Genomic DNA, 24379 nt, shown 5'->3' with positions numbered 1-24379 from the left:
ACCACGCCAAGGAGCTGTGAACGATGGACGTACAGGGTTCCCAGTACCACGTCGTCAACGGGATGGACGACTGGGGCCGTTGCACCGACGCGGCCTCGGGACGAACCCTCTCCGACGCGTGGTCCGACACCGCACCCGCCACCGACGGCACCGCCTGGGAGTACGACCCGGACCTCGGCGTGCTCCGGCTGCGCCGGGACACACCGCTGTTCCGCCGGGCGGGTCGCACCCCGCCCCTCACCCCCGACGTCCGCCGCGGCTCCGGCCGCGACGCCTACGGCAACTGGTACTGGATCGACGCCGACCGGCGCACCGTCCGCGGCCGTGCCGCGTCCGCCCGGGCGGCGTCCACCTGGTGGACCGTCGACGACCTGGCGGACAACTGCGCCTGCCGGACCGCCGAACCGGGCACGTTCACGCACACGGGGGCCTGCCCGCCGGTGGACATCCTGCTCCAGGGGCTCGCGGTCACCACCCACCAGTACCTGCTCGTCGGCTACCGCGGCCGGCAGACACCGTGCGAGGCCGGGCTGCTCGTGTTCGACCTGCGCGGCGGCGGCGCACCGCTGCGACTGCCGTGGCCGGACGGCGACGCCTTCGACCCCTGGGACCTCGCCGACACCGCCGACGGCGGCGTGCTCGTCCTCGACGCCACGCACTCCGCGTACTGGCGGCTCGACGAGCACTTCCGGCTTCGCGGCCGAGAGGAGCAACAGACCACCTCCGCCGCGCTGTTCGGGCCCGCGGACGGCACCCCGGCGCGGCCGACGACGACCAAGCCCGCCGTACCCGTGCCGTGGCCGCTGGCCGACGCGGAGGGCAACCCCCTGCACGCCGTCGCCATCGAACCCGGGCCCGACGGCAGCGTGCTGGTCCTGGACGCCGACCCCGGCCGCGGCCACTCCACGCTGTACCGCTTCGACGGGGGACAACTGCGCTGGACGACGCCACTCCAGGACGTCGTCGAGGTGATCGACCCCCGCGACCCGACGAACACCCCGACCCTGTACTCGCTGCTCGGCCACGACTTCTGCTACCTGGCGGGCCCGCCCGCGACCGGCCCGCTGCCACCACCGGTCCTGTACGTCGCCGACGCCGAGGGCGCCCAGGTGATCGCCTTCGACCTGGACCCCGACACCGGCGCGGTACGGGCGCACGACGACTTCCTGCCGATGCGCCGGTGGGCCGGGCGGGCGCTGGTCCGCTCCGGAGCGGGCGCCTGGTACGACTTCGGGGAACGCTGGATCTCCCTGGAGGTGTTCAACGAGTGCCGGTTCGCCACCACGGCGACACTCGTCACCGCCGTCGACACCGCCGGAGCGGTACCGGGCGACACCTTCGACAGCAGGCTGCCGGGATGCGTGTGGCACCGGCTCTTCCTGGACGCCCAGGTGCCGACCGGCACCGGCGTGACCGTCCGGGCGCGCGCGGACGACGACCCCGCCCTCCTGTCGCTGCGGCCATGGCTCGACCAGCCGGTGCCCTACCTGCGCTCCGGCGGCCCGGAACTGCCCTGGACCGACGTCTGGGCCGACCGGCGGCAGTCCGACGGCACCCTGCCCGACGCCACCGGCACCTGGGAACTCCTGTTCCAGGGCATCACCGGCCGCTACGTCCAACTGGAGATCACCCTCACCGGCACCGGCCGGTCCTCGCCGCTGCTGCGCTCGCTGCGCGCCTGGTACCCGCGGTTCTCCTACCCCGAGCACTACCTGCCCGAGGTCTACACGGCCACCCAGGGCCCCGACCGCTTCCTGGAGCGGTTCCTGGCCAACCCCGAGGGCCTCTACACCGCGATCGAGGAACGCATCGAGCACACCCACCTGCTGCTCGACGCGCGCACCGCACCGACCGCCGATCTGCCGTGGCTCGCGGCCTGGTTCGGGCTCGCCCTCGACCCGCTGTGGGACACCGAACGGCGGCGCTTCCTGATCCGGCACGTCGACACGTTCTACCGCCGCCGGGGCACGGTCCCCGGTCTCGTTGCGACGCTGCGGGTGTTCCTCGACCCGGTCGTGGACGAACGGATCTTCGACCCTGTGGGGGAGTGCGGCGGGGCGGCGGCCACGTCGGGGGTCCGGGTCGTGGAGCGGTTTCTGACGCGGGACGCCGCCGCCCCGGCACCGGGCACCGTCGGCGACGACCCGCGGACCCGGGTCCGCCGCTTCGCCCATCGGTTCGACGTGCTGGTGCCCGGTGACCTGTCGGCGGACGCCGCCGCCATGGTGACCCGCATCGTGGCCGCGGCGAAACCGGGCCACACCGCGTTCGAGGTCAGCCGCTTCCAGGACCTGTTCGTGATCGGCCGGGCCCGGCTCGGCATCGACACCCAGGTCGTGGCCGGCCCGTCATTCGCGCCGATCGTGACCGGCAGCGGCGTTCTCGCCGCCGGCTACCTCGGCTACGCCCACCCGTTCGACATCACCGACCGCGTCGTGAGCGACCGCGACCGGATCGGCGCCCTGCACGCCCTGTAGACGCCGCACGATGCCTTCTTGAGATCAGGAGAAGTCCGCGATGACCACCACGGAGCCCACTACCGGGCCCTGCGTCTCCCTGTCCACGGGAACGCTGAGCCCCGACCTGCGGGTCAACTATTCGTACGGGATGGTGCTCGGCCTCGACGAGTTCCTCCAGGAACAGCTGTACCACCAGGAGAAGACCTACCGGCACCGGCGCCTGCTGCACGGGTACGGCACCAGTTACGGCTTGCAGGTGTCCGTCGACCCGGCCCCCGACGGTGGCGGGGACTACGTCATCACCGTCGGCCGCGGATCGGGCATCGACCAGTGGGGGCGGGAGTTCACCGTCCCCGAGTCCCAGTGCCTCCGGCTCCAGGACTGGCTGACGGCCCAGGAGCAGGCACATCCGGGCATCGTCGAGGAGCACACCGAGGGCTCCGGGGCCGCGACGATCTATGTCGTCGCGAGCTATGCCGAGTGCCTGGACGGCCTGGTGCCGCTGCCCGGCCGGCCGTGCGGCACCGGCGACCAGACCCAGGTGGCGTCCCGCGTCCGCGACTCCTGGACCGTCGAACTGCGCTGGGACCCCCCGGAGATGCCGCGCTGGGACAGCGACCGACGGCTGGGACGGCTCCTCGCCTCGGTCGCGGTCGTCGAGCAGCCGCAGGGGAGTTTCCCGGGCGAGGACGCGCTGGTCACCGCGGTCCGTGCCCTGGCCGACATCGCGCCGAACGGCCCCGGTGACATAGACGAGTTCGGCACGCCGCTCGTGGCCTACGAGATCGCGAGATGGCAGGCGGGACGCATCTGGGACGAGATCTTCGCCATCTGGGTCAGCGAGGTCAGGCCCCGGCTCGAACCGGACCTGATCACCCCGTCGCAGTCCTCGGACCCGGCGATCCTCCTCGGGGCCCTCCAGATGTACGGGCTCAGCACAGACGTCAACTCCATCTACAACATGCATGTCGAAGTCGCCGGCCGGCCCAGCGTCCTGAACACCCAGCTGATCCAGGAACTTCCCCCACCGGAGCGGATCGACAAGGAACCGGTCGAGCTGGTGACGCTGGTCCCCTCCCCGCCCACGGCCGGTGCCTTCACCATCGACGCCTGGTTCCATCTGGTGGACTACGCCGTCACCCTGCACGGTCCGATCCAGGTCACCACGGAGACCGGCGCCACCTACGCGTTCACGGCGACCGGTAAGCCGTCAGGCGGGTCAGAATCCCCGACCTACGCGAACGTATGGACGCTGACCCCACCGCCCGGGTTCAAGCCCACCGCCGGTCAGCAACTGAGCGCGCGGTTCGAGTCCGACGCGGTGGTCATCGGGGGCGCCTGGACGCTGGACCAATGGCGCGACCAGCGGGGCGTCCGCTTCCTCAACACGGCCCCGAGCGGCGGAGCCGTCCTGGCCTACACGACGGCGAACAGCACGACGAGCACCCTGCTGCCCGAAGACGCGCGGAACGAGCAGACCGCGCAGACTCCGCAGGACCCGCCGGCCGCAGCGGCCGAGGCCACCCCGCCGGCCGCCACCCCCCGCACCCCCGCTCCCTTCGTGACCGTCACCGGCACCGGCGCGACGGCCGACCAGCTGGACTTCGAGCTGTGGTTCCATCCCGAACCCCGGGGCACCCGGCACGACATGCTCGTCCAGACCCCACAGGTCCGGGCGTACGACGAGACCACCGGCGACCCCCTGACGGTCACCGGCCCGACCCAGGACCCACGGAACGGCAACGTCTGGCACGTGACGACGAGCGCCCCGGCCGGCAACAGCCCGTTCCCGGCCTACGTGCGCTTCGTCTTCCCCGCCGAGGACTTCACCCTCACCGGCGCCGCCTCCGGCAGTACCGCGCTGGCGAGCTGGATCGACAGCGCAGCCGTCGACTTCACCGGCTGGAACGGGGACGAGGCGAGCATCGTTGTCTTCCACCGCGTCCCGGCACCCGACGACGAGGAGCCTTCGCCCGCCCGCAGCAGGACCACCCGGGCGAAGACCGCCGCGCCGAGGACGACCACCGGGCGGGGACAGAAGCGATGAGCAGCCAGACGATCGGGTCGGACTTCACCGGCGGCGCGCTGCTGCCGAACTACGTCAACGGGCGGCTGCTCGCCGCCGAGGACCTGGCCACCGGCCAGGCCAGCCTGCTCACCCGGGACGCCCGTATCGGCCGGGCGGCCGGTGCCGGGGTCGTCCAGGGACTCTGGGTGACCTCGGGTGCCACCACCCTCACGGTGGCCGCGGGCACCGGTGTCAACCCGTCCGGGCAGCCGGTCGTGGCGGCGCGGACGATCACGCTGCCGCTGGCCCTCTCGGCCACCACCACCGCCGGCACCGCGGTCTTCTCGCGCTGCTCGACCGGCGGCACGGACTCCGGCGTCGCCGCGGGCGCGTACCTGCTCACGGCCCGCCCGGTCCAGCAGCGGCAGGGACAGGTGGCGCTGGCCGCGTCGCCCGACAGCACCCTGTCACCGGGGTGCGCGGCCCGCTGGACCGCGGAGGGGGTGGAGATCCGGGCGATCGCCCTGCCCGCCCTCACCACGGTCCTCGGAGTCGCCGCCACCGAGGGCAACCTGCGCAATCTGACGGCTCATTGGTGCTACGGAGCCGAGCAACTGGTCGACCTGCCCATCTTCCCCTTCACCTTCGACCGCGCGTACTCGGGACTCGACCGTCTCGACCCGGCGGACCTCACCGACCTGGACCTGCCCCTTGCGGTCTTCCGCTGGGACGGCCAGAGGGTGGTCGACCTCGACAACTGGTCGGCCCGGCGCCGGATCACCACCCCCGATCCGGTCACCTCGGGCTGGTCGGCAACGGTCGCCGACCGACGCGACGCCGACGGCCAGGCGCGGTTCCTGCAATTCCAGGAACAGATCGACCTGATCTCCGCCGGCGGACTCGCCCGCTACACGACGGCCACGGAGAACTTCGGGCTGCTGCCTCCGGTGGGGTTCCTGCCCGCCGCCTTCCAGAACGGGTCCCTCACCGCGAGCCAGGACGCCGCCTCGGCCGCCACGGCGGCCAGGAAGTCGGCAGCCGCTTTCACCGGGTCCCTGTTCGACCCGTGGACCTTCTTCGGCGGTGCGGCGTCCTACGGCGGTGTCGTCGACTGGTCGGTGGCCGACTTCGCCCTCCGCCAGTCCTGGCAACTCCCCCCGGAACTCACCTCCTTCAACTCCGACGAGCGGGGAATCCACCTGACGTACTACTGGGTCCGGGAGAACCTCGAAGCCTCCGAGACCATCCCCACCTACGTGGTGTTCATGACCAACCTGCCCTGGCAGCAGAGCTACGGCGGCGGGACGGTCACCAAGGCCTCCGACACCGAGGCCTCCGAGGCCGGGGACACGCCGAAGGGCACCGCCACGTGAGCGACGCCGTACACATCGCCAGGATGCGCCTGCACCGGCCCCGGCACGGCCCGCCCGACGCGTACGCCGCCGTCCGTGCGCTCGGTCTCGCCCCGCCCGTGCCGGACCGGTCCGTGCTGGTGATCCGCCGGCTGAGCGTGCCCGCCGCACAGCCCCGCACGGTACGGGACCGGGTCGCGGCCCTGCGCAGGAGCGCGGCCCGGCCCGCGCTGGGCCCGACACCGCCGGACTGCACGGCGGTGGTGTTCAGCGACGAGGTCGAGGCCATGACCTGCCTGACGGCCGATCTGGTCATGGGCCGCGCCGCGGACCGCTGGTACTGGCCGGCGGAGGTCCGCAGGGGAGTGCGTTCGGCCGGCACCGGCACGACACTGGCCCGGCTCTGGCTGGAGCGGCCGGCCTGGGTACCCGCGGCACTGGCCCAACTGGCACGGCGTTCCCCGGGTTTCCCAGGTGCGGCGGGGGACGCCGTACGCGCGATAGACCTGTTGTCGGACGCCCAGGCGCAGGCGGTGATCGACGCGGTCCTGACGGCATTTCACATGCCGCAGGCGCGAACCGGGCCTGCAGGAGCACCAGTCGGGGCTGCGGCGGAGGCGGCCGGGGGCAGGGTGGGGGGAGGTGCGACCGGGGCCGGGGCGGTCTCGGGCGGGACCGCGAGCGCATCGGATCGGCCGCTCCACCCCGTACCGGACAGGTTGCCCACCCCTGCGCCGGACGACCTGCCCGCCCCTGCGCCGCATCGGCTCTCCGCCCCTGCACCGGATCGGCTGGCCGGTCCCACACCGGTCCGGCTGTCCGGTCCCGCGCCGGATCGGACCCTCGCCCCCGCGCCCTTCCTGCCGCAGCCCGGCACCGCACTCCGGCCGGCCGGGCGGGCGCTGCTGGCCCTCGGGCTGACGCTCGCGGCCACGCCGTGGGCCGCCCGCGACGACCGCCTCGCCGGGGAGATCGACGCCCAGCTGCGGACCGCGGATCCGGCTGCCCCGAACCCCGCCGGGCCGTCCGCGCACGCCACGCCCCGCCGGGCCGGAGCCGGCTCGACGAGCCCCGGCGTCCCCCAACGGGCGGACGAACCGGTCGACTTCGGGTACACAGTGTCCGACCACCGTCCACCGAGCTCCCATCCACCGAGACTCCGGCCCCCGGCCGTTGCCGTACGCCGTCCGGACTCGGTCGGCACTCCCCACCCACCCGATGCGACGGGAATCCCGACTCCCGCCCCGCAACTCGCGGAATCCCGAATCAGGGTCGGGAGCCCGGCAGCCGGGGAGGTCGTCGAGACCCGCTTCGCCACCCTCTTCTACGCGGTCAACCTCATGACCTGGCTGGACCTGCCACGCACCGACGACGCCCACGAGCCCGTCTCAGGCTGGGCGACCCTGGAGGCACTGGGCGCCTGGCTGCTGCCCGACGCGTCCGCCATCGGGCCCGGATCCGGACACCGGGACCCGATCTGGCGGATCCTGGCCGAACTCGACGGCCGTGACGCGCTCACCCCCACGCCGGTGCGGCTCGACGGGGTGACCGGCCGGCTGCGGGACCTCCTGGCCCGGCACCGGCTCACCCCGGAGGTGTTCGCGCGACCGGGGACCCTCCTGATCGGCCGGACCCACGTCGACGTGATCCTCGGCCTGCACCAGATCGACCTCACCGCCCGGTCCAGCGGCCTGGACCAGGATCCGGGCTGGGTCCCGGCCCTGGGCCGGATCATCGCCTTCCACTACGACGGCTTCGACCACGACGGCTTCGACCACGACGGCTTCGACCACGACGGCCATGACCACGACGGCTTCGACCACGACCGCTTCGACCACGACGGCCATGACGGCGGGAACTGACATGCCGACCATCACTGCGACGGCCGATCTCACCGGCCGTGATCTGCTCGACCGGATACTGCACAGGCTCGCGGAGGCGCCGCACACCGCGTCCGATCCCCTGGCGAACCCGCCCTGGCTCGACGAGTACCGCGCCGCGGCACACTCCGACACCCTCTCCCCGGAACACGGACAACCCCCCTCGCCGCACCGGCTCGACGCCCCCGACAGACTGCTCCTCATGGCCGCCGGACTGATCGAGGAGGACGTCCGGTTCGGCGCCCTCTTCGCCCATCTCCAGCACCCCCTCCCGTCGCGGCGGCCCTGCGTCGGCCTGCTCGGCTGGCTGCTCGCCGACGTCTCCCACACCGTGTACGACCTCACCGGCCGGGTGCAGAACCTCGTACGCCGCGGGTTGCTGGACGTCGACAATCCGGCCGACCCGCGTTCGGAGTGGGTGGTGCGTGTCCCGGTACCGGTGTGGGATCTGCTGCGGAGCGGCCGGATCGGCCCCGACGCGCTGCCGACCGGGCTGACCCACCGGTCGCGGGCGGAGTTCCCGCCGCTGGAGCGGGTCGTGCTCTGCGCCGACGCCGCCGCGACGGTTCCGAGGCTGCCCGCGCTGCTGCGGGACGGGTCCGTCGCAGCGCTGATCGTCCGAGGAATGGCGGGGTCGGGCCGGACCACCCTGCTCGGTTCGCTGGCCGCCGCACTGGACCGGGATCTGCTGGTGTACGAGGGGCGGCCCGGCGACGACACCTGGCGGCTGTTCGGCGCCCTCGCCTCGATCGGCGACGTGCTTCCCGTCGTACGGTGCGCACCCGGACCGGGCGAGACCCTGACCCTGCCCCGGCCGCCCGGCGTCGATCAGCCGCTCGGCGTCGTGATCGGCCGCACCGGCGGGGTGACCGGTGAGGCGCTGGATCCGGCGCTGACCGTGACCCTCGGCGCATGCGGACCGGCGGAGCGCCGCGGACTCTGGAACGACCTCGGTGTGACGGGCGGCACGGCCGACCTCGACACCATCGTGGACCGCTTCCTGCTGACCCCGGGCAGCATCCACCGGGCGGCTCCGCTGGCCGTCGCGGGGGCACGCACGGCGGGCCGCACGGCGGTCACGCCGGCCGATGTCGCCGCCGCGACCAGGACCCTCGACCGGCAGAGCCTGGAGGTGCTGGCCCACCCGCTGGACCCGCTGCCGGCCGGCGACCCGCCTGTCCTCACCCCCGCCGCCGCGGCGGAACTGCGCACCCTGGCCATGCGATGCCGGCACCGGGAACGCCTGACGACGGCCGCCGGGGGCATGCGCGGCGGCCTCAACCGCGGCGTACGCGCCCTGTTCGGCGGCCCGAGCGGCACCGGCAAGACCCTGGCGGCCCGGCACCTCGCCGCGACGCTCGGTCTCGACGTGTTCCGGGTGGACCTCGCGGCGGTCGTCAACAAGTACATCGGGGAGACCGAACGCAGCCTCGACCAACTCCTCAGCCGAGCAGAGGAGTTGGACGTCATGCTGCTGCTCGACGAAGGGGACGCGCTGATGACCCGGCGGACCGACGTCGCGAACGCCAATGACCGGTACGCGAACCTGGAGACCAACTTCCTGCTGCAACGGCTGGAGACCTTCGAGGGAATCGTCGTGGTCACCACGAACGCCGGGAACCGCATCGATCCGGCCTTCCTGCGGAGGATGGACGTGACCGTCGACTTCGTGCCGCCCGACGCCGGTCTGCGCCGCCGGCTGTGGTCCGCCCACCTGCCCGGCGACCACCGGGTCAGCTCCGCGGTGCTGGCCGACACGGCCCGCCGCTGCGACCTGACCGGCGGCCAGATCCGCAACACCGCGTTGTACGCGGTCCTTCGCGGTCTGGACAACGGCACACCCGTAGGAGACGAGGACCTCGTCGAGGCGGTGCGGCGGGAGTACCGCCGCACCGGAGCCTCCTGCCCGCTCCCGGACCACGCCCCGGCCCGCGCATGAACACGCTCCCGCCCCCGCTCGTGAGCTGCATCATGCCGACGCACAACCGGCGGCGGTTCGTATCCCGTGCGATCTCCTACTTCCTGCGCCAGGACCATCCCTGCAAGGAACTGGTGATCGTCGATGGCGGAACGGACCCCGTCGAGGACCTGGTGCCGGACCTGCCGACCGTCCGCTACCACCGGCTCGACCGGCGCGTCACCGTGGGCACCGCACGCAATCTCGCCTGCGAGGCGGCCCGGGGGAGCATCATCGCGCACTGGGACGACGACGACTGGCAGGCCCCCGACCGGCTGAGCCGGCAGGTGCGGCAGCTGACCTTGGGACGGGCCGAGCTGTGCGGGATGACAAGCGTGCTCTACTACGACCCCGCCGCCGACCGGGCCTGGCGTGTCACCTGGCCGAACCGGCTGCCCCGGTGGCTCGCGGGCCAGAGCCTCTGCTTCCGCCGCGACCTCTGGCTCCGCGCACCCTACCCGGACCAGGCCGTCGCGGAGGACTCGGTGTTCGTCCACCGGCTGATCAACCGGACCGCCACCGCGACCACACCGGGCGACGCCCTCGTGGCCCTGGTACACCCTGCCAACACCGTCGCGAAGTCGAGCCGCAACGTCTGGGCCTCGCCCGCGACGACGGACGAGGTCCGGGCGCTGCTCGGCCCGGACCTCGACTTCTACCGCGCGCCGTTCCCTACTTGATGTTCTTGACGTACTTGGCGGTCAGCTCCTCGATCCTCCGGAGGATCTCGGCGTACGCCTGCTCCTCGCGTGCCCGTGCGCCGTCGACGTCGGACACGCTGTACCCGAACTTCTCCGCCTTCGCGTACGAGATGTCCGCCCAGCTCTTGTTGGACTTCAGGCTGCTGCCGTTGGCGTCCGCCCGCATCCGCACGAGGTTCTCCGGCAGGTCGCCGAGAGCGGCCAGCTCCTGCCGGAGCACCGCCTGCACCTCGGCGGGTGCCTGCGCGTAGAACGCCAGCAGCCTGCGCAGTTCCGGCAGTTTGGTGATGCGGTCCAGCGACACGAGGTGATCCGTGGCGAGTTCCGGTTTGGTGGCCAGGGCGTTCCACGTGGGGGCGGACATCACCTGGTCGACCTGGATCCTGCCGGTGGCGACGTAGTTCGGGCCGTTGCCGCGCATGAGGTCGTTCAGACTCTTGCTCGCCTGGTTCAGAGCCTTCTGCGCCGCGTCCCGCTCCTGGGTCGCGGCGGGCAACTGCCTGTCGTTGACCGCAGCGACCGCGCCCCCGGCGTCCTCGGCCTCGTGCTGCAGGGCGTAGTTGCGGCCCAGCCAGTCGAGGTACGCCTTCTCCTCGGCCGTCCGCCCGGCCTCCCGGCGCAGTTCCTCGACCGCCTCGGCCTTGTCCTCGTAGGTCGGCAACCGGCGGATCCGGTTCAGGCGGTCCTTCAGCGAGGCGGGCCTCGCCGGTGCCGGTCGCTCTCCCGCCTGCCTGCGAAGGCTCTCCTGGGCGCTCTGCCGGTCCCCCTGGTGCGACGAGACCGACGCACCGGCGGCGGCGACCGCCCGCTGCTTGCCCTCCAGCTTCTCTGCGGCCCGCTGCCGCCCCGCCGCGTCGAAACCGGCCGCGGGCCCCTTCGAGCCCGCCGCCGACCTGGCCGGGGAGGCTTTGACGGGGACCTCGGGCGGGGTGGTGCGCGCGGCCGTCTCGGCGGCGGCCCCCACCTCGGCAGAGGGCGATGCGACGGCGCTCTGCTGCGGGCGCACGACCGGGCCCGACCGTTCGGCGCCGGCCGTCGGCCCGCCGGCGGCCGACGGCCTCCCCGCCGCCGGCCGCAACGGTTCGGTGACGGCGGCCCGCGGGGCACCCCCGGCCGCCGGCCCCCGGGTCACGGGATCCGCGTCGGTCACTCCCATCGTCATGGCGGCCAGCACCTTCCGGATGAATCCCGCGAACCCCGTCGCTCCTCGAGCGCCGGAAGGCGGAGTGCCGACGGTGATCGGCTCGGCGGCGGGCACTTCGGGGACACGGGTGAGGCCGGGTCCGGTTCGCGGACCGGCCCCCATCGCGAGGACCCCCATGACGAGGGGTTCTATCCACGTCTGGAACCACGCCTGAGCACGTGCCGATTCCAACGCCTTGGCGTTCACCTGGTCGAAGGTCACCGGCTCGCCCATCACCTGACGGGCTTCGAGCCAGTTGAGTACGTTCTCCATCTGGGACGTGATCGCCTGACACGCGTCCAACTCGTCGGCCGCCGCTTCGTACTCCGACCCGAGTGCGGACCGGAGCCCATGGGTGAACTTGTCCATGTCATCGGCGTATTTGATGTTGTCCTTGCTCCAGATCCTGGTCCTGACCTCGTCCTCACGTGTGACTGCTCTGTTGAGCCGCCGGTTCCAGTAGCGCTGCCAGATCCGGAACATCTGGTCTGCGGTCAGCGTGTTGTGCGGGTTCTGCGGATCACGCGGATCCCCGTGCGTCGTACTGTCCTCCGCCCCGGCGACCTGCCGGTGGACAACCCCCGCCGGTCCCGTTCCCGACAGCGCCGCCCCGGGCGCGGCCCCCGCCGCGACGGCGCCGGCGGCCCGTTCGGCGGCCTCGCCGGGGTCGCCGAGCCGGGTCGGTGCCGATGCCCGCCCGCCGTCCTGGACGACATGGCTCACCTCGTGCTTGAGCAGCCGCAGGCCCGCCGCGGTGTCCGGTGCGTAGCGGTTCGAGGCGAAGGCGATGTGGTTCCCCACCGTCCACGCCCGCGCGTCGACGGACCGGGCGGACTCCGCCGCCTCGGCGTCCGTATGCACCCGTACGTCGGCCAGGCTCCGTCCGAAGACCGCCTCCAACCGAGCCCGGACCGCCGGTTCGAGCGGCTGCCCCGCCCGCCGGGCGACGATGTCCGCGACGGCCTCGACCCCGTCCGTACGACCCTCCCGTGCACCGCGCGCGCCGTCACTCACGGCCCACAGCGGGATGGTCCGCCCTGCCCCGTCCGCCCCGCTTGCCCGCGGCGCGGCGCGAAGCCCGCTCCCGCCGCCGGCCCGGCCCCGGGCCTTCTCCGCTCCGGGCTCAGGGGAATGCTCACTGCCCACGTCCGCCTCCGTCGAGTCGCGTCAAGCCGGTTCGCCTCAGCTGCCGACAGACCGGCTCAGACTGCCCGACCGTCCGTCACCGCCACGTCACGGAGAAAGGGCGGCCATGACAACACCCGAAGCGCAGGCGAACGCCCTCCTCAGGCGGCGCATGCCGTGCGCCGAGAGTGGAGGCGTGGGAGTCTGAGCGAGTGCGGGCCCACCCCTTTCCCCCGTAGCGGGTGGGCCCGCACTCGCCTTCAGACGGTTTGTCGCCCCGCCCGTGCCGACCGCGCGGTGGACGGCTGCCGGTGCCCGGCGGTTCTGCTGTCAGCGGCCGTGCGGGGCAAGGGTCTGGCCGAATCGGGCGTCGGAGTCGGGGGCGTGCAGTGTGCCGCCGTCGAAGGACCATGCGCGGCTGAGGGAGGGCCCGCTGGTGGCAGAGGGGAAGACCCACACTCCGCCGTTGCCGCCGTCCTCGCCGGGAGCGCCGACGATCAGGCCGGCCCTCTTGTCGCGGTCGGCGTCGATGAGCCGTACCGCGGCGCCGAACCGGTCACCGCGTTCCGGGATTCCAGGGACGGCGCGTGGGCTCTGGCTGAGCACACGGATGTCCTTCGTGGTCAGGCCGGACGCAGAACCGCGCATGACCCAGACGGTGCCGGCGTCGACGGCGCCGCCGATGTCGTTGCCCGGTGCGCCGATCGCCACGTCGTCGTATCCGTCGCCGTCGACGTCCCGGACGCTGAGTGCGGCGCCGAAGCGGTCAGCGGGCTTGTTGACGCCCGGGACGCCCGGCGAGTTCTGCGTCCAGTACTGGCGGTGGTATCCGCCCTCCGGACTGCCCGGCCCGGACGCTCCGCCGAAGTGGACGAAGAACCCGCCGGGGGTGGTCAGGTGACCCTGGGAGTCCCGGTCGTCGGGAGCGCCGACGACGACGTCGGTGTAGCCGTCCTTGTTCACGTCCCCCGAGGCACCGACCTGGCCGCCGCCGGTCAGTTCGTAGTGGTCCGCCCACCCGCCGCGCCCGCCCGACACGTACACGGCCCGGCCGTACACACCGGCCTTGTCGAACGTCCCGCTCCCGAGGATGACGAGGTCGTCCGCGCGGTCCTTGTTGTAGTCACCCATGGTGAGGGCGGTGGGACGGAAGTCCGAGGGCACGAACCTGGACAGGGAGCTGTAGTCCGTCTCCATCCGGCGGCCGTCCGAGACGACCTCGAAGCCGAAGGACCACAGGGTGTCCTTGGACAGGATGGCCACCGACGAGTCGTCCACCTTGAACCAGCCGGCGGCCAGGGCGGCTCCGAACCGGTTGCCCGCCACCGGGAGGATCTCCTGCAGTTCCCTGCTGCCGGTGGCGCGCAGCCCGGTGGGTGAGCCGAACAGGACGGTGGCCGAGCCCGCGTCGACGGCCGCACCGATGTCCTTGCCGGGGGTGCCGACGATCAGGTCGTCGTAGCCGTCCCGGTCGAGGTCGGCGGTGGCCGTGGCCTGCCCGAAGTGGTCGCCGGTCCCGGCGAGGCCCACCACACCGGGCGTGCTCATGCTGAACGTGGCCCGGTGTGCGAGGGACAGGCCGCTCGCGGACCCGTACAGGACGGCGACGTAGCCGGCGCCCTTCTTCCCGCTGACGGTTCCGCCGGGGGCCGAGACCACGAGGTCGCGGTAGCCGTCGTTGTTGAAGTCGTCGTGCGTGATGGGCGCGGGGGCGGCTTCGGCGGGCGGGGCCGTCGCCGTGATGGTCGCTCCGATGGTCAGCAGCAGGGTCGCGGCGGCGACGCCGGTGGTGCGGCGCGGCCTGCGTGTGGCGGAGGGTCTGTTCTGGCGCACGGTGAGACTCCCGGGATCACTGCGGGGCCGGACACGGACACGGACGGCACCGGGCCGCGGAGCCCCGCCGCCCGCCGCAGAGTATGGGACCCGCCGGCGAGCCGAAGGGTTGTGCGAGACCGTCCACAGCCGTACCGGATCGCCGATCTCCGGCGGCACCGGGTTCTCGACGGACCCTCGACGGTGCCGCGCGCGGGTGGTCAGTCCTGTCCGGTGCGCGGCAGGACCTGGACCGTGTCGCCGACGGCACGCTCGCCGGTGGCGTCGGACGTGGTGTTGACGAGGCTGCCGTCGACGGCCATGGCGGTGGAGCCGCCGCCGTCCAGGTTGAGGGCCTGTACCGCGCCGAGTGAGCGCATGAACCGGGCGGCTTCGGCGAGCGTGAAGCCCTCGCTCACACCGGGCTGCCGGCCGTCGACGGTCACGAGGAGCAGCCGTCCGCGACCGTCGATGCCGGCCAGGGTGCGCGGCTGGCGCACGTTGGACCAGGCGAACCCGAAGGAGAGGTCGAGCGGGTCGAGTGTGCCCTCGGCGGTGGCGTCGATGTGGACCCGGCCGTCCTCGACCAGGGTCGGGGCCGCGCTGACGACGCTGTCGTCGGGGCCGAGCCGGACCTGCCTGCCCGAGGCGTCCCGGACGGTCTCCCGCAGCTTCAGCCGGCGCCCCGGTGCGGCGTGTTCGGCGAGCCAGGCGGCTGCGGTCCCGGTGCCCTGGAGGACCGAGCCGTCGGCGGGCACGGAGCCGCCGCGGTCGCCCTGGGAGACGACGGCACCGTGCCGGTCGAGGACCACCTGGACACCGCTGCCGGCCGGCAGGGGCGCCCCGAACTCGGAGGTGAACCTCACCAGGTCGTCCCCGAGCGAGCAGGTGACGTCCTGCCGGGGGAGCGCGGTGGGTACGGCGCCGGGGCGCCCGCAGTTGCGCACCTTGCCCGGGACCCGGTTGATGCCCTGCACCGCGTGGAGGGCCGAGCCGGAACGGACGGTCACCGTGGTGGACAGGTCCGCGACCCGGACGTGCCGTCCGCCGTCGGCGAGGATCAGCGCGGCACGGGAACCGGCCGCCATGGACTGCAACTCGCCGCGCACCACGGACAGTCCGGCCGAGGTGCCCTGGACGCCGTCCGCGTCGGACGTGACGAAGAAGCCGCCGTTGACGCCGACCAGGGAGCCCAGACGGGCGGCCACCGTCGAGGTCTTCTCGCGGTCGGCGGCGTCCCCGCCGTCACTCACCTCGATCGTGCCGCGCAGCCGGGCCGGATCGACGACGGCGACGTGGACACGTTCCGCGTCGGCGGGCCGGCGTCCGTCGTAGCCCGTCCACTCGACGGAGGTGCGGAAACCGGCGGCCGACATCGCCGAGCCCAGCGTCCCCGCCTCGGCCTGCGTGGCGTACCCGCCGACTCTGACCTGCCAGCCCATCGTGCCGTGCGGCGTGTCGGCGTACTGGTCCCAGGTCACCTGCTCGACGCGGGGCGCGAACCCGGCGGCCCGCACCTGCCCGGCCGTGGTGTCGGCCCACCCGCGGTCACCCAGCGGGGCCCAGGTGGCGGCACCCGTGAGGCGGTTGACGGCCGGGGCCTGGACGGTGACGGTCCACACCCCGGCGGCCCGAGGGTCACTGAGCACCCCGGTACGGACCTCCACCCCGGGCGCCACGTACCGAGTGGTCCACGCGACTGCATGCGCGGCGGCGCTCCCGGCCCGTGTGCTCGCGCCGGCCGGCGGAACGAACGCGACCAGGGCCAGTACGGTCCCCAGCACCAACCCCCGTCCTGCGCTGCGGCGCGCACCCCGTACCGCGTACCCGAACGTCTCGGCTCTGACAGACATGCCTCTCCTGACGTACGACTGGACGTGTGCGGCGCCACGTGTCATCTCCGCACCGCCCGGCCATCCCAGGCCGACACCAAGACCCCTGCGTGAAGCGGCGGACACCTGGTGGAAAAGCCTGTACGACATCCGCCACACCCGTTCCGATATGGACGGCGCGTTCATTTCATGCTTATATGAACGTGTCGTTCATTTAGGCCCACGTGAAAAGGAGACCCCCATGAGCACCCCCACCACCGACCGTGTCGCACTGGTCACCGGCGGCTCGGGCGGCATCGGCCGTGTCGCGGCCGAGCGGCTCGCCGCGGACGGTTTCGCGGTCGCCGTGCAGTACGCGGGAAACAAGGCCAGGGCCGAGGACACCGTGGCCGCGATCACCGTCGCCGGCGGCAGGGCCCTGGCAGTGGGCGGCGACGTCGCCGACGAGAGCGCGATGAGCGCGGCCTTCGACGCGGTCGAGTCGGCCTTCGGCGGCATCGACGTGGTCGTGAACACCGCCGGGATCATGATCCTGTCCCCGGTCGCGGAGCTGGACCTCGCCGACCTGGACCGGATGCACCGTACGAACATCCGCGGCACCTTCGTCGTCTCCCAGCAGGCGGCACGCAGGGTCCGCCCGGGTGGCGCGATCGTCAACGTCTCGACCTCGGTGGTCCGCACCCAGCTGCCGGGTTACGGCGCCTACGTCGCCAGCAAGGCCGCGGTCGAGGGCCTGACCCTCATCCTGGCCCGTGAGCTGCGCGGCCGGGACATCACCGTCAACGCCGTCGCGCCCGGCCCCACCGCCACACCGCTGTTCCTGGACGGCAAGGACGACGCCACCATCGCGAACTTCGCCAAGGCGACCCCGCTGGAGCGGCTCGGCGGGCCCGAGGACATCGCCGAGGTCGTCTCGTTCCTGGCCGGTCCCGCGCGCTGGGTCAACGGACAGGTCCTCTACGCCAACGGCGGACTCGCCTGACCCCCCTCGCCGTACACGCACCACCCCGCCCCTGCACTGTCATCGCGGAAAGGAACCACGTCCATGTCCACCACCGGCAACGTCGTCGTCATCACCGGCGCCTCCAGCGGTTTCGGAGCCCTCACCGCCCGTGCGCTGGCGGACGCCGGCCACACCGTCTACGCCGGCATGCGCCAGACCACCGGCCGCAACGCGCCCCAGGTCCGGGCCGCCGCCCAGTACGCCGACGAGCACCACGTCGACCTGCGGTCCGTCGAGCTCGACGTGAACTCCCAGCCCTCGGTCGACACCGCCGTCGCACAGATCGAAGCCGAGCACGGCGGCGTCGACGTGTTGATCCACAACGCCGGGCACATGGTGACCGGGCCGGCCGAAGCCTTCACCCCCGACCAGCTCGCCGAGCTCTACAACGTGAACGTCCTGTCCACCCAGCGCGTCAACCGCGCCGTGCTGCCGGGCATGCGCCGGCGCCGGCGAGGACTGGTGCTCTGGGTGTCCAGCACCAGCGTCAAAGGCGGCACCCCGCCCTACCTCGCCCCCTACTTCGCGGCCAAGGCCGCCATGGACTCCCTCGCGGTGTCCTACGCCGGCGAACTCGCCCGCTGGGGCGTGGAGACCTCGATCGTCGTCCCCGGCTCGTTCACCAGCGGCACCAACCACTTCGCCCACTCCGGCCACCCCGACGACACCGCCGTCGAGGCCGAGTACGAGAGCCGGTACCCCGGCCTGATGGAGCAGGTGGCGACAAAGCTCGCCGCCCTCGCTCCCGAGGACGCCCCCGCGTCGCTCGTCTCCGAGGAGATCGCCCGCATCGTCGCCCTGCCCGCCGGGAAGCGCCCCTACCGTGTGCACGTCGACCCTGCCGACGACGGATCCGAGGAGGTCTCCGAGACCGCCGACCGCATCCGCCGTGGCTTCCTCACCCGCATCGGCCTGTCCGACCTGCTCACCGTCCAGAGCTGAAATCCCTGGCCCGGGGCGCCGAGAGAGCCTCAGAGCGTGCGTCCCGCGGCCACTCCGGTGGAGACATTTACCATGAGCATCATCGAAATCCCCGCAGCCATCCAGACCTTCGTCGAGGCGACCAACCGCGGCGACGCCGAGGCGTTCGCCGCCGCGTTCACCCATGACGCCGAACTCGACGACTGGGGCCGCGAGTACCGCGCCCGCGACGGAGTGCGCGCCTGGGACCGGACCGACAACATCGGCGTACAGGCGCATCTCACGCTGGACGCGATCGAGCCCGGTGCGTCGTCCGACACCTATGTCGCGACCCTGACCGTGACCGGCAACGGCCACAACGGCACCGGCCCCATGACCTTCGCCCTGCGCGACGGGCTGATCGCGAGCCTGCGGATCGCTCCCTGACACCGCGCGCGACCTGACACAGAAACCGACCCGCCTCCCGGCAACCGAGCAGGAGCACACATGGCGAACGATATGAACCGGCCCACCGCCGGGGAGGGCGGCGGTCGCGGACGGGGGCGCCGGCCCGCGGACGAGGTCCGGGCGGACGTCCTGCGCACCGTCGGGGAGCTGCTGCTCGGCGAGGGCATCGCCGACCTCACCTTCGAACGCGTCGCCCGGGCAGCGGGCGTCAGCAAGACGACCCTCTACAAATGGTGGCCCTCCAGAGGTGCGCTCTCCCTCGACGGCTACTTCCACGCCGTCGAGGACACGCTCGCCTTCCCCGACACCGGGGACATCCGCGCCGACCTGCTCGCCCAACTCCGCGCCTTTGCACAGGTGATGACCCGGACCCCGGGAGGTCGCATCCTGGCCGAGCTCATCGGCGAGTCGCAGACGGACCAGGACCTGGCCACCGCCTACCGGAAGCTCTACTCGTCGCAGCGGCGCCGGCTGGCGGGGGAACGTCTCCACCGAGCCCAGGAACTCGGCCAGATCCGCGCCGACATCGACGTGCAGATTCTCGTGGACCAGCTCTGGGGTGCCGTCTACCACCGGCTGCTCATCCCCGACGAACCCGTCACCGACGACTTCATCGTCGGACTCGTGAACAACCTGCTGGACGGAGTCCGCCCGAAGTAGTCCGGTGACGTCGGTCATGCCCGCCCAGGATCGGGCGGGCAGGCAGGCTCAGCGCAGCACGACGTCGAACACCATGTGGAAGAACGCGTCGATGGGGGCGGCGGACTTGTCGGCGCGGGCCGCGATCAGGGCGCCCTCCCAGGCGCTGAGGACGAAGAGCGCGGTCGCCGACACGTCGAGCGAGGCGCTGACGTCGCCCGATTCCTGGGCTTCGGCGAGTACGCGCTCGATGTGCGAGGCCCACTGCCGGAAGCCGCGCCGGACGGCCGAGCGGATCTCCTCGGAGTGGTCGGCCACCTCGGCGCCGAAATTGCCGACCAGGCAGCCGCGGACGAAGCCGCTGTCCACCGTGTCCGAGCCCATGAACTCGAAGTGCGCCCGGAGGCGTTCCAGCGGGGGGTGCCCGGCGGCGTCGAGCATGTCGAAGCGCAGGCCGGCGGCATAGCGGTCGAGCGCCTCCAGGGCGCTGTCCTCCTTGCTGGCGAAGTGGTTGTAGAAAGAACCCTTCGGGGCGCCGGCGGCCGAGGTGATGTCGCTTATGCCGGTGGCGTTGAAGCCCCGGATGCGGAACTGCTCCAGTGCCGCCTGCGCGATCTCCTCGCGCTTCGACGCACGTGCCATTCGGATCACCTCGCCCTCAATATGTCCGGTCGTCTTGGCCGCTGTCAAGCCTGGGACGCGGGCCCGCGCACCCTCGCCGACCAGGCTTGACGCCATCTAAGACGACCGGTCATATTGAACTCGCAACGTCACACCGAACCCCGTCGGCCCACGCCCGGCGGGCGGTACCAAGGAGCCTCCATGTCCACCACCTACCGAGCCTTCGAGGCCACCGGAGTCCACAACCTGCGCCTGGTCGAACGGGAGCCGGCCGACCCGGCGCCCGGACATGTCCGCCTCCGGGTGGAGACCTGTGGTGTCTGCCACTCCGACGTCCTTGCCGTGGAGGGCCTGCGCGCCGACCCGTCGAGTCCGATCGTGCCCGGCCACGAGATCGTCGGCGTCATCGACGCCGTGGGGCCGGGCGTCACCGCCTGGCACCCGGGCGACCGCGTCGGCGTCGGCTTCCTGAACGGACACTGCGGGGAGTGCGAGCCGTGCCGCCGGGGCGACTTCGTCAACTGCCTCGACCAGGGGCAGACCGGCACGAACGTCGACGGCGGCTACGCCGAGGTGACCTACGCGCGCGCCAGCGGACTGGTCCGCATCCCCGAGGGCATGTCCGCGGCCGAGGCCGCCCCGCTGCTGTGTGCCGGACTGACCACCTTCTCCGCGCTTCAGCAGGACTCCGTCAGGGCGGGCAGCCTGGTGGCCGTGCAGGGCATCGGCGGGCTGGGACACCTCGCCCTCCAGTACGCGCGCAGCCTCGGTTACCGGGTCGCCGCCGTCGCCCGCGGCAAGGACAAGGAGCCGCTCGCCCGTGAACTGGGCGCTCACGAGTACATCGACAGCGCGGAGACGGACCCCGGCGCGGCGCTGGCCGGCCTGGGCGGCGCCTCGCTCGTCATCGCCACGGCGTCGAGCGGCGCGTCCATGAATCCGCTGGTGCGAGGCCTGGCGCCGGGCGGGAAGCTCGTCGTCGTGGGTGCCGCGCCCGACCCGCTGTCGGTGGCCACCGCCGACCTGATCTTCGGCACCCGGAGCATCGTCGGCAGCCTGACCGGCTCGTCGATCGAGAACGAGGACAACCTCGCCTTCACCCTGGCGCACGGCATCCGCCCCTCCATCGAGACGATGCCCTTCGAGCGGGCCATGGACGCCTACGAGCGGATGCTCTCCGGCAAGGCACGGTTCCGCGTCGTCCTCGACGTCACCGCGTGATCGTCACCGCCGGCACAGCCCCAGGCGGCTCACCCCCTCGTGCCGCCGAACGCCACGCCTGACTACAGCTCCAGCAACGCCTGTTCGACGGCCTCCGTCAGAGCCGGGTGGATGTACATGACGTCGTGCCCGATCCGGTCCACCGTCAGTCCCAGGGACATGGCCTGGATCAGGGGCTGGATGAGCGTGGCGGCCTGGGGCCCGATGATGTGCGCGCCCAGGAGCATGCGATCGGTGGGGCTCGCGAGGAGTTTGACGAAACTGGCGGTGTCCTCCAGGGCCCATCCGTAGGCGGTCTGGGCGTAGTCGCGGACGCTCACCAGGAAGTGGATGCCGCGCCGTCGCGCCTCCTGTTCCGTGAGTCCGACACCGGCGATCTGCGGGTGGGTGAACACCGCGTGCGGTGCCACCGTGTTCGGCAGCGTCCGCACGTCCTGCGGATGGAGGATGTTGTGCCGTACCACCCGCGACTCGGCGTTCGCCACGTGCTTGAGCTGGAAGTGGTTCACCGCGTCGCCGAGTGCCCACACCCCCGGCACGGACGTGCGGTAGGCGTGGTCGGTGACGATGTGGCCGTGTTCGTCCAGCTCCAGTCCGCCGTCGACGGCCCGCAGCCGGTCGGTGTTGGGCCTGCGGCCGACGGCCACCAGCAGCATGTCGGCCTCGACGGCGTGCTCGCCGTCCGGAGCGGCCACCCGTGCCGCCACGCCGTCCCCCTTCGGTCCGACGGAGGTGACCTCCGAACCGAGCAGCACACGGTGCCGCTGTGCGGCGAGTTCGGTGAAGCGCTGCGACACCTGCTCGTCCTCCGCCATGAGCAGGCGTGGCCCCCGCTGCACGATCGTGACGTCCACACCGAACGAAGCGAACACGTGGCCGAACTCGGCCGCGATGAAGCCGCCGCCGAGCACCAGCATGGAGGCGGGCAGGTCGTCGATCCGCATGATCGTGTCCGAGGTGTGGAAGGGCACGGTGTCGAGCCCCGGGATGTCCGGCACCACCGGCCGCGACCCGACCGCGACGACGAACGTCTCGGCGGTGATCCGCTCCGCCCCGACCTCCAGCACCTTCGGGGCCACGAAGCGGGCCGCCTCGGTGAACACCTCGACGCCCTGGCTTCTGCGGAATTCCGCCGCACTCTCGTGCAGCGGATCGATGCGGTCGAACACGCGGTCCCGGACGGACTTCCAGTCGACGTGCGACACGCTCGCGTGGACACCGAGACGCCGCGCCTCCCGCGCTCCCTCGGCGGCGTCCGCGGCGACCACGAACATCTTGCTCGGGATGCACCCCCGGTTCAGACACGTGCCGCCGAAACGGTCCGGCTCGACGATGGCGATCCGCAGCCGGTCGAACTCCTCGGACAGCAGCATGTTGCCGCTGCCTGCCCCCAGGACGACGAGATCGTAGTGCCGCATGTCTTCCACCCTCCGTCGGAAGGACACCGGCCTTGCGGCGCGTGGCCGTGGGAACACGGTCCCACGGATCACCATTCTGTTCGCATACGCCGCTTTCCACCACTGACGGACACGAGGACGACCAGGGGCCCGCGGCCGGTGCGTCCGGACACCGGTGGGCGCCGCCTCAGCCCGCGGACCCGCCGCCGACCGGGATGCCCAGCCGGTGGGCCACGGTGGTCAGGGCCGACCCGAGGGGGAGCGCGACCCGGGTGAGGGCGAGCGGGTCGCCCCGGGTCGGGTCCTGGTTGACGATCAGCACCGGCTTCCCCTCCTGGTGCGCCTGGCGGACGAACCGGAGCCCGGACATCACCGTCAGTGAGGAGCCCAGGACCAGCAGTGAGGACGCCTCACGGACCAGCCGCCGGCACTGCTCGACGCGCTGCGGCGGAACCGCCTCGCCGAAGAACACCACGTCCGGTTTGAGGACGCCGCCGCAGCGCGCGCAGGGCACGACGCGGAAATCCCCGACCTGCGCGTCGGTGAGGTCGGCGTCGCCGTCCGGGTTGATCCCCGCGGCCACCGGGTCGAAGCCCGGGTTCTCGGCCTCCAGCCGCCGGGCGAGTGCGCTGCGCGGGCTGAAGACGCCGCAGGAGAGGCAGACGACCCGGTCGAGGCTGCCGTGGAGTTCCACGACGCCCTCGCTGCCGGCGGCCTGGTGCAGGCCGTCGACGTTCTGGGTGATCACAGCCGAGACATGGGCGTGCCGCGCGTAAGCGGCCACGGCCCGGTGCCCGGCGTTGGGGGTGGCACGGCCGAAGGTGCGCCAGCCCAGGTGGCTGCGCGCCCAGTAACGGCGCCGCGCGTGAGCGCTGCCGGTGAAGTCCTGGTAGGTCATCGGGGTGTGCCGGCTCAGGCTCCCGCCCTTGCCCCGGTAGTCCGGGATGCCTGACTCCGTGGAGATTCCCGCGCCGCTGAGCACCAGTGCACCGCCGGTGCTCAGCGCATCGACGACCGGTTGCAGATCGGTGGTGCCAGGCGGCAGATCCGCGGCAGGGGTCCAGCTCAGGGTGGGGCGCATGCGCATGCCACCAGGGTACGGAGCCGGCGGCGCCCCACAGCCGCCTCCTAGGCGCTCCGGGACTCTCGCAGAGCGCCACGTCAGCGGTGTCTGCTGGTCAGCCAGAAGCAGGTCCCGGCTCCCAGACCGAACACGAGATGTGCGCTCAGGTCGTCAGCCAATGTCCGCGGGCTGTATTTCCAGATCGGCTTGTAGAGCCCGGCCTGCGGGAGGACCAGATACGCACTGGCCCACACAGCCGTGCCGAAGGGAATGCCGAGCAACGGGTTCGGGCGCCGGACCGATCCGGCAGCGATCCCGTACAGCGCACCCCAGACGGAGCCGTAGGACCAGTGCATCGCGGTACTCACGAGCCATGCCCACCGGTCAGGAACCTCGCGCTGGGTGAACCCCTCCAGGAGCCGCTTCGCCACCTTGCCCGGATCCGGGGCCGCTTCCCAGCCCTCGACCGGCGCGAACTCCCAGTCCTTGGGACTTTCGGTCCCTCCTGAGCGGCGATATCGCAGATAGCGCGTGGCATCCATGCAGATCGTCCCCGCGACGCCTGCGACGACGCCGTCGACGACGGCGGCCAGCGGCGTGAGGGGGCGTCGCCGTGGACGTCCTGTTCCCATGAGGCCCATCACTTCAACCACCTCGGGCAACTGCCGGTGTCAAGAGTCGTGCTGTCGCCCCCCTGACCTACAGGAAGTACAGAATCCCACCGGTCACCTTCGCCCGCACCCCAGCCTCTGGCTCGC

The 24379-nt window shown here is 72.3% G+C and carries 18 protein-coding genes; 11 read left to right on the top strand and 7 right to left on the bottom strand.

Features of this window, described 5'->3' with window-relative positions:
* Positions 1-23: 23 nt before the first annotated feature.
* The 6 genes from ACFWPQ_RS28670 to ACFWPQ_RS28645 are packed head-to-tail and all read left to right on the top strand — an operon-like array spanning position 24 to position 10336.
* Entirely contained in the window at positions 24-2477 is a 2454-nt protein-coding gene (locus tag ACFWPQ_RS28670) for a phage tail protein (RefSeq protein ID WP_384040707.1), read from the top strand.
* 40 nt (positions 2478-2517) lie between these two features.
* Positions 2518-4506 (top strand): hypothetical protein, encoded by a 1989-nt coding sequence (locus ACFWPQ_RS28665; RefSeq protein WP_384040704.1) that lies wholly within the window; start codon positions 2518-2520, stop codon positions 4504-4506.
* Positions 4503-5840 (top strand): hypothetical protein, encoded by a 1338-nt coding sequence (locus tag ACFWPQ_RS28660; RefSeq protein WP_384040701.1) that lies wholly within the window; start codon positions 4503-4505, stop codon positions 5838-5840. Before ACFWPQ_RS28665 ends, ACFWPQ_RS28660 begins: the two co-directional genes overlap by 4 nt.
* The gene (locus ACFWPQ_RS28655; RefSeq protein ID WP_384040699.1) at positions 5837-7681 is read left to right on the top strand and encodes a hypothetical protein; all 1845 of its coding nucleotides are present in this window, start codon (positions 5837-5839) and stop codon (positions 7679-7681) included. Before ACFWPQ_RS28660 ends, ACFWPQ_RS28655 begins: the two co-directional genes overlap by 4 nt.
* Position 7682: 1 nt before the next feature.
* Complete coding sequence (locus ACFWPQ_RS28650; RefSeq protein ID WP_384040696.1) at positions 7683-9638, top strand: ATP-binding protein; 1956 nt, start codon at positions 7683-7685, stop codon at positions 9636-9638.
* Positions 9639-9670: 32 nt separating this feature from the next.
* Positions 9671-10336 carry a glycosyltransferase family 2 protein gene (locus tag ACFWPQ_RS28645; RefSeq protein WP_384040693.1) on the top strand — a complete coding sequence of 222 codons (666 nt, stop codon included), beginning with the start codon at positions 9671-9673 and terminating at the stop codon, positions 10334-10336.
* On the opposite strand, the gene ACFWPQ_RS28640 is transcribed toward ACFWPQ_RS28645, so the two are convergent.
* The 3 genes from ACFWPQ_RS28640 to ACFWPQ_RS28630 all read right to left on the bottom strand — a co-directional run bounded on the left by ACFWPQ_RS28640 (position 10329) and on the right by ACFWPQ_RS28630 (position 16330).
* Positions 10329-12554: a DUF4157 domain-containing protein gene (locus ACFWPQ_RS28640; RefSeq protein ID WP_384040690.1), complete on the bottom strand. Its 2226-nt coding sequence runs from the start codon at positions 12552-12554 to the stop codon at positions 10329-10331. The two genes, ACFWPQ_RS28645 and ACFWPQ_RS28640, sit on opposite strands and share 8 nt — an antisense overlap.
* A gap of 441 nt (positions 12555-12995) precedes the next feature.
* Positions 12996-14498, bottom strand: a complete 1503-nt coding sequence (locus ACFWPQ_RS28635) for a hypothetical protein (RefSeq protein ID WP_384040687.1) — start codon at positions 14496-14498, stop codon at positions 12996-12998.
* A 200-nt stretch (positions 14499-14698) separates the two neighbouring features.
* Entirely contained in the window at positions 14699-16330 is a 1632-nt protein-coding gene (locus ACFWPQ_RS28630) for a phosphodiester glycosidase family protein (RefSeq protein ID WP_384040684.1), read from the bottom strand.
* Between the two features lie 220 nt (positions 16331-16550).
* Between ACFWPQ_RS28630 and ACFWPQ_RS28625 the strand changes: the two genes are divergently transcribed.
* The 4 genes from ACFWPQ_RS28625 to ACFWPQ_RS28610 all read left to right on the top strand — a co-directional run bounded on the left by ACFWPQ_RS28625 (position 16551) and on the right by ACFWPQ_RS28610 (position 19340).
* Complete coding sequence (locus ACFWPQ_RS28625) at positions 16551-17291, top strand: SDR family oxidoreductase (RefSeq protein WP_384040681.1); 741 nt, start codon at positions 16551-16553, stop codon at positions 17289-17291.
* Positions 17292-17354: 63 nt separating this feature from the next.
* A complete protein-coding gene (locus ACFWPQ_RS28620; protein WP_384040678.1) occupies positions 17355-18254 on the top strand; it encodes an SDR family oxidoreductase in 900 nt (299 codons plus the stop codon).
* Positions 18255-18326: 72 nt separating this feature from the next.
* The gene (locus tag ACFWPQ_RS28615; protein ID WP_384040675.1) at positions 18327-18659 is read left to right on the top strand and encodes a nuclear transport factor 2 family protein; all 333 of its coding nucleotides are present in this window, start codon (positions 18327-18329) and stop codon (positions 18657-18659) included.
* A gap of 60 nt (positions 18660-18719) precedes the next feature.
* Positions 18720-19340: a TetR/AcrR family transcriptional regulator gene (locus ACFWPQ_RS28610; RefSeq protein ID WP_384040672.1), complete on the top strand. Its 621-nt coding sequence runs from the start codon at positions 18720-18722 to the stop codon at positions 19338-19340.
* A gap of 48 nt (positions 19341-19388) precedes the next feature.
* On the opposite strand, the gene ACFWPQ_RS28605 is transcribed toward ACFWPQ_RS28610, so the two are convergent.
* Positions 19389-19961 (bottom strand): TetR family transcriptional regulator C-terminal domain-containing protein, encoded by a 573-nt coding sequence (locus ACFWPQ_RS28605; protein WP_384040669.1) that lies wholly within the window; start codon positions 19959-19961, stop codon positions 19389-19391.
* A gap of 180 nt (positions 19962-20141) precedes the next feature.
* Here ACFWPQ_RS28605 and ACFWPQ_RS28600 point away from each other — a divergent pair, with 180 nt between their 5' ends.
* Entirely contained in the window at positions 20142-21161 is a 1020-nt protein-coding gene (locus tag ACFWPQ_RS28600) for an alcohol dehydrogenase catalytic domain-containing protein (RefSeq protein WP_384040666.1), read from the top strand.
* 62 nt (positions 21162-21223) lie between these two features.
* On the opposite strand, the gene ACFWPQ_RS28595 is transcribed toward ACFWPQ_RS28600, so the two are convergent.
* From ACFWPQ_RS28595 to ACFWPQ_RS28585, 3 genes are all read right to left on the bottom strand, one after another.
* Positions 21224-22579 carry a mycothione reductase gene (locus tag ACFWPQ_RS28595; protein ID WP_384040663.1) on the bottom strand — a complete coding sequence of 452 codons (1356 nt, stop codon included), beginning with the start codon at positions 22577-22579 and terminating at the stop codon, positions 21224-21226.
* 166 nt (positions 22580-22745) lie between these two features.
* Positions 22746-23645, bottom strand: coding sequence for an NAD-dependent protein deacetylase (locus ACFWPQ_RS28590; protein ID WP_384040660.1), 900 nt, complete (start codon positions 23643-23645; stop codon positions 22746-22748).
* Between the two features lie 74 nt (positions 23646-23719).
* Positions 23720-24262: a hypothetical protein gene (locus ACFWPQ_RS28585; protein WP_384040657.1), complete on the bottom strand. Its 543-nt coding sequence runs from the start codon at positions 24260-24262 to the stop codon at positions 23720-23722.
* Between the last annotated feature and the right edge of the window lie 117 nt (positions 24263-24379).

It is taken from the genome of Streptomyces sp. NPDC058464, from assembly GCF_042721035.1.
Taxonomy (GTDB): domain Bacteria; phylum Actinomycetota; class Actinomycetes; order Streptomycetales; family Streptomycetaceae; genus Streptomyces.
Note: the sequence above shows the minus strand (reverse complement) of the source record. Positions and strands in the feature narration are given on the sequence as shown.

What these genes read in the sequence shown, in the direction of transcription:
- ACFWPQ_RS28670 (WP_384040707.1), top strand. Translation starts at nt 24, where the DNA reads ATGGACGTACAGGGTTCCCAGTACCACGTCGTCAACGGGATGGACGAC.
- ACFWPQ_RS28665 (WP_384040704.1), top strand. Translation starts at nt 2,518, where the DNA reads ATGACCACCACGGAGCCCACTACCGGGCCCTGCGTCTCCCTGTCCACG.
- ACFWPQ_RS28660 (WP_384040701.1), top strand. Translation starts at nt 4,503, where the DNA reads ATGAGCAGCCAGACGATCGGGTCGGACTTCACCGGCGGCGCGCTGCTG.
- ACFWPQ_RS28650 (WP_384040696.1), top strand. Translation starts at nt 7,683, where the DNA reads ATGCCGACCATCACTGCGACGGCCGATCTCACCGGCCGTGATCTGCTC.
- ACFWPQ_RS28645 (WP_384040693.1), top strand. Translation starts at nt 9,671, where the DNA reads ATGCCGACGCACAACCGGCGGCGGTTCGTATCCCGTGCGATCTCCTAC.
- ACFWPQ_RS28630 (WP_384040684.1), bottom strand. Translation starts at nt 16,330, where the DNA reads ATGTCTGTCAGAGCCGAGACGTTCGGGTACGCGGTACGGGGTGCGCGC.
- ACFWPQ_RS28625 (WP_384040681.1), top strand. Translation starts at nt 16,551, where the DNA reads ATGAGCACCCCCACCACCGACCGTGTCGCACTGGTCACCGGCGGCTCG.
- ACFWPQ_RS28620 (WP_384040678.1), top strand. Translation starts at nt 17,355, where the DNA reads ATGTCCACCACCGGCAACGTCGTCGTCATCACCGGCGCCTCCAGCGGT.
- ACFWPQ_RS28615 (WP_384040675.1), top strand. Translation starts at nt 18,327, where the DNA reads ATGAGCATCATCGAAATCCCCGCAGCCATCCAGACCTTCGTCGAGGCG.
- ACFWPQ_RS28610 (WP_384040672.1), top strand. Translation starts at nt 18,720, where the DNA reads ATGGCGAACGATATGAACCGGCCCACCGCCGGGGAGGGCGGCGGTCGC.
- ACFWPQ_RS28605 (WP_384040669.1), bottom strand. Translation starts at nt 19,961, where the DNA reads ATGGCACGTGCGTCGAAGCGCGAGGAGATCGCGCAGGCGGCACTGGAG.
- ACFWPQ_RS28600 (WP_384040666.1), top strand. Translation starts at nt 20,142, where the DNA reads ATGTCCACCACCTACCGAGCCTTCGAGGCCACCGGAGTCCACAACCTG.
- ACFWPQ_RS28595 (WP_384040663.1), bottom strand. Translation starts at nt 22,579, where the DNA reads ATGCGGCACTACGATCTCGTCGTCCTGGGGGCAGGCAGCGGCAACATG.
- ACFWPQ_RS28590 (WP_384040660.1), bottom strand. Translation starts at nt 23,645, where the DNA reads ATGCGCATGCGCCCCACCCTGAGCTGGACCCCTGCCGCGGATCTGCCG.
- ACFWPQ_RS28585 (WP_384040657.1), bottom strand. Translation starts at nt 24,262, where the DNA reads ATGGGCCTCATGGGAACAGGACGTCCACGGCGACGCCCCCTCACGCCG.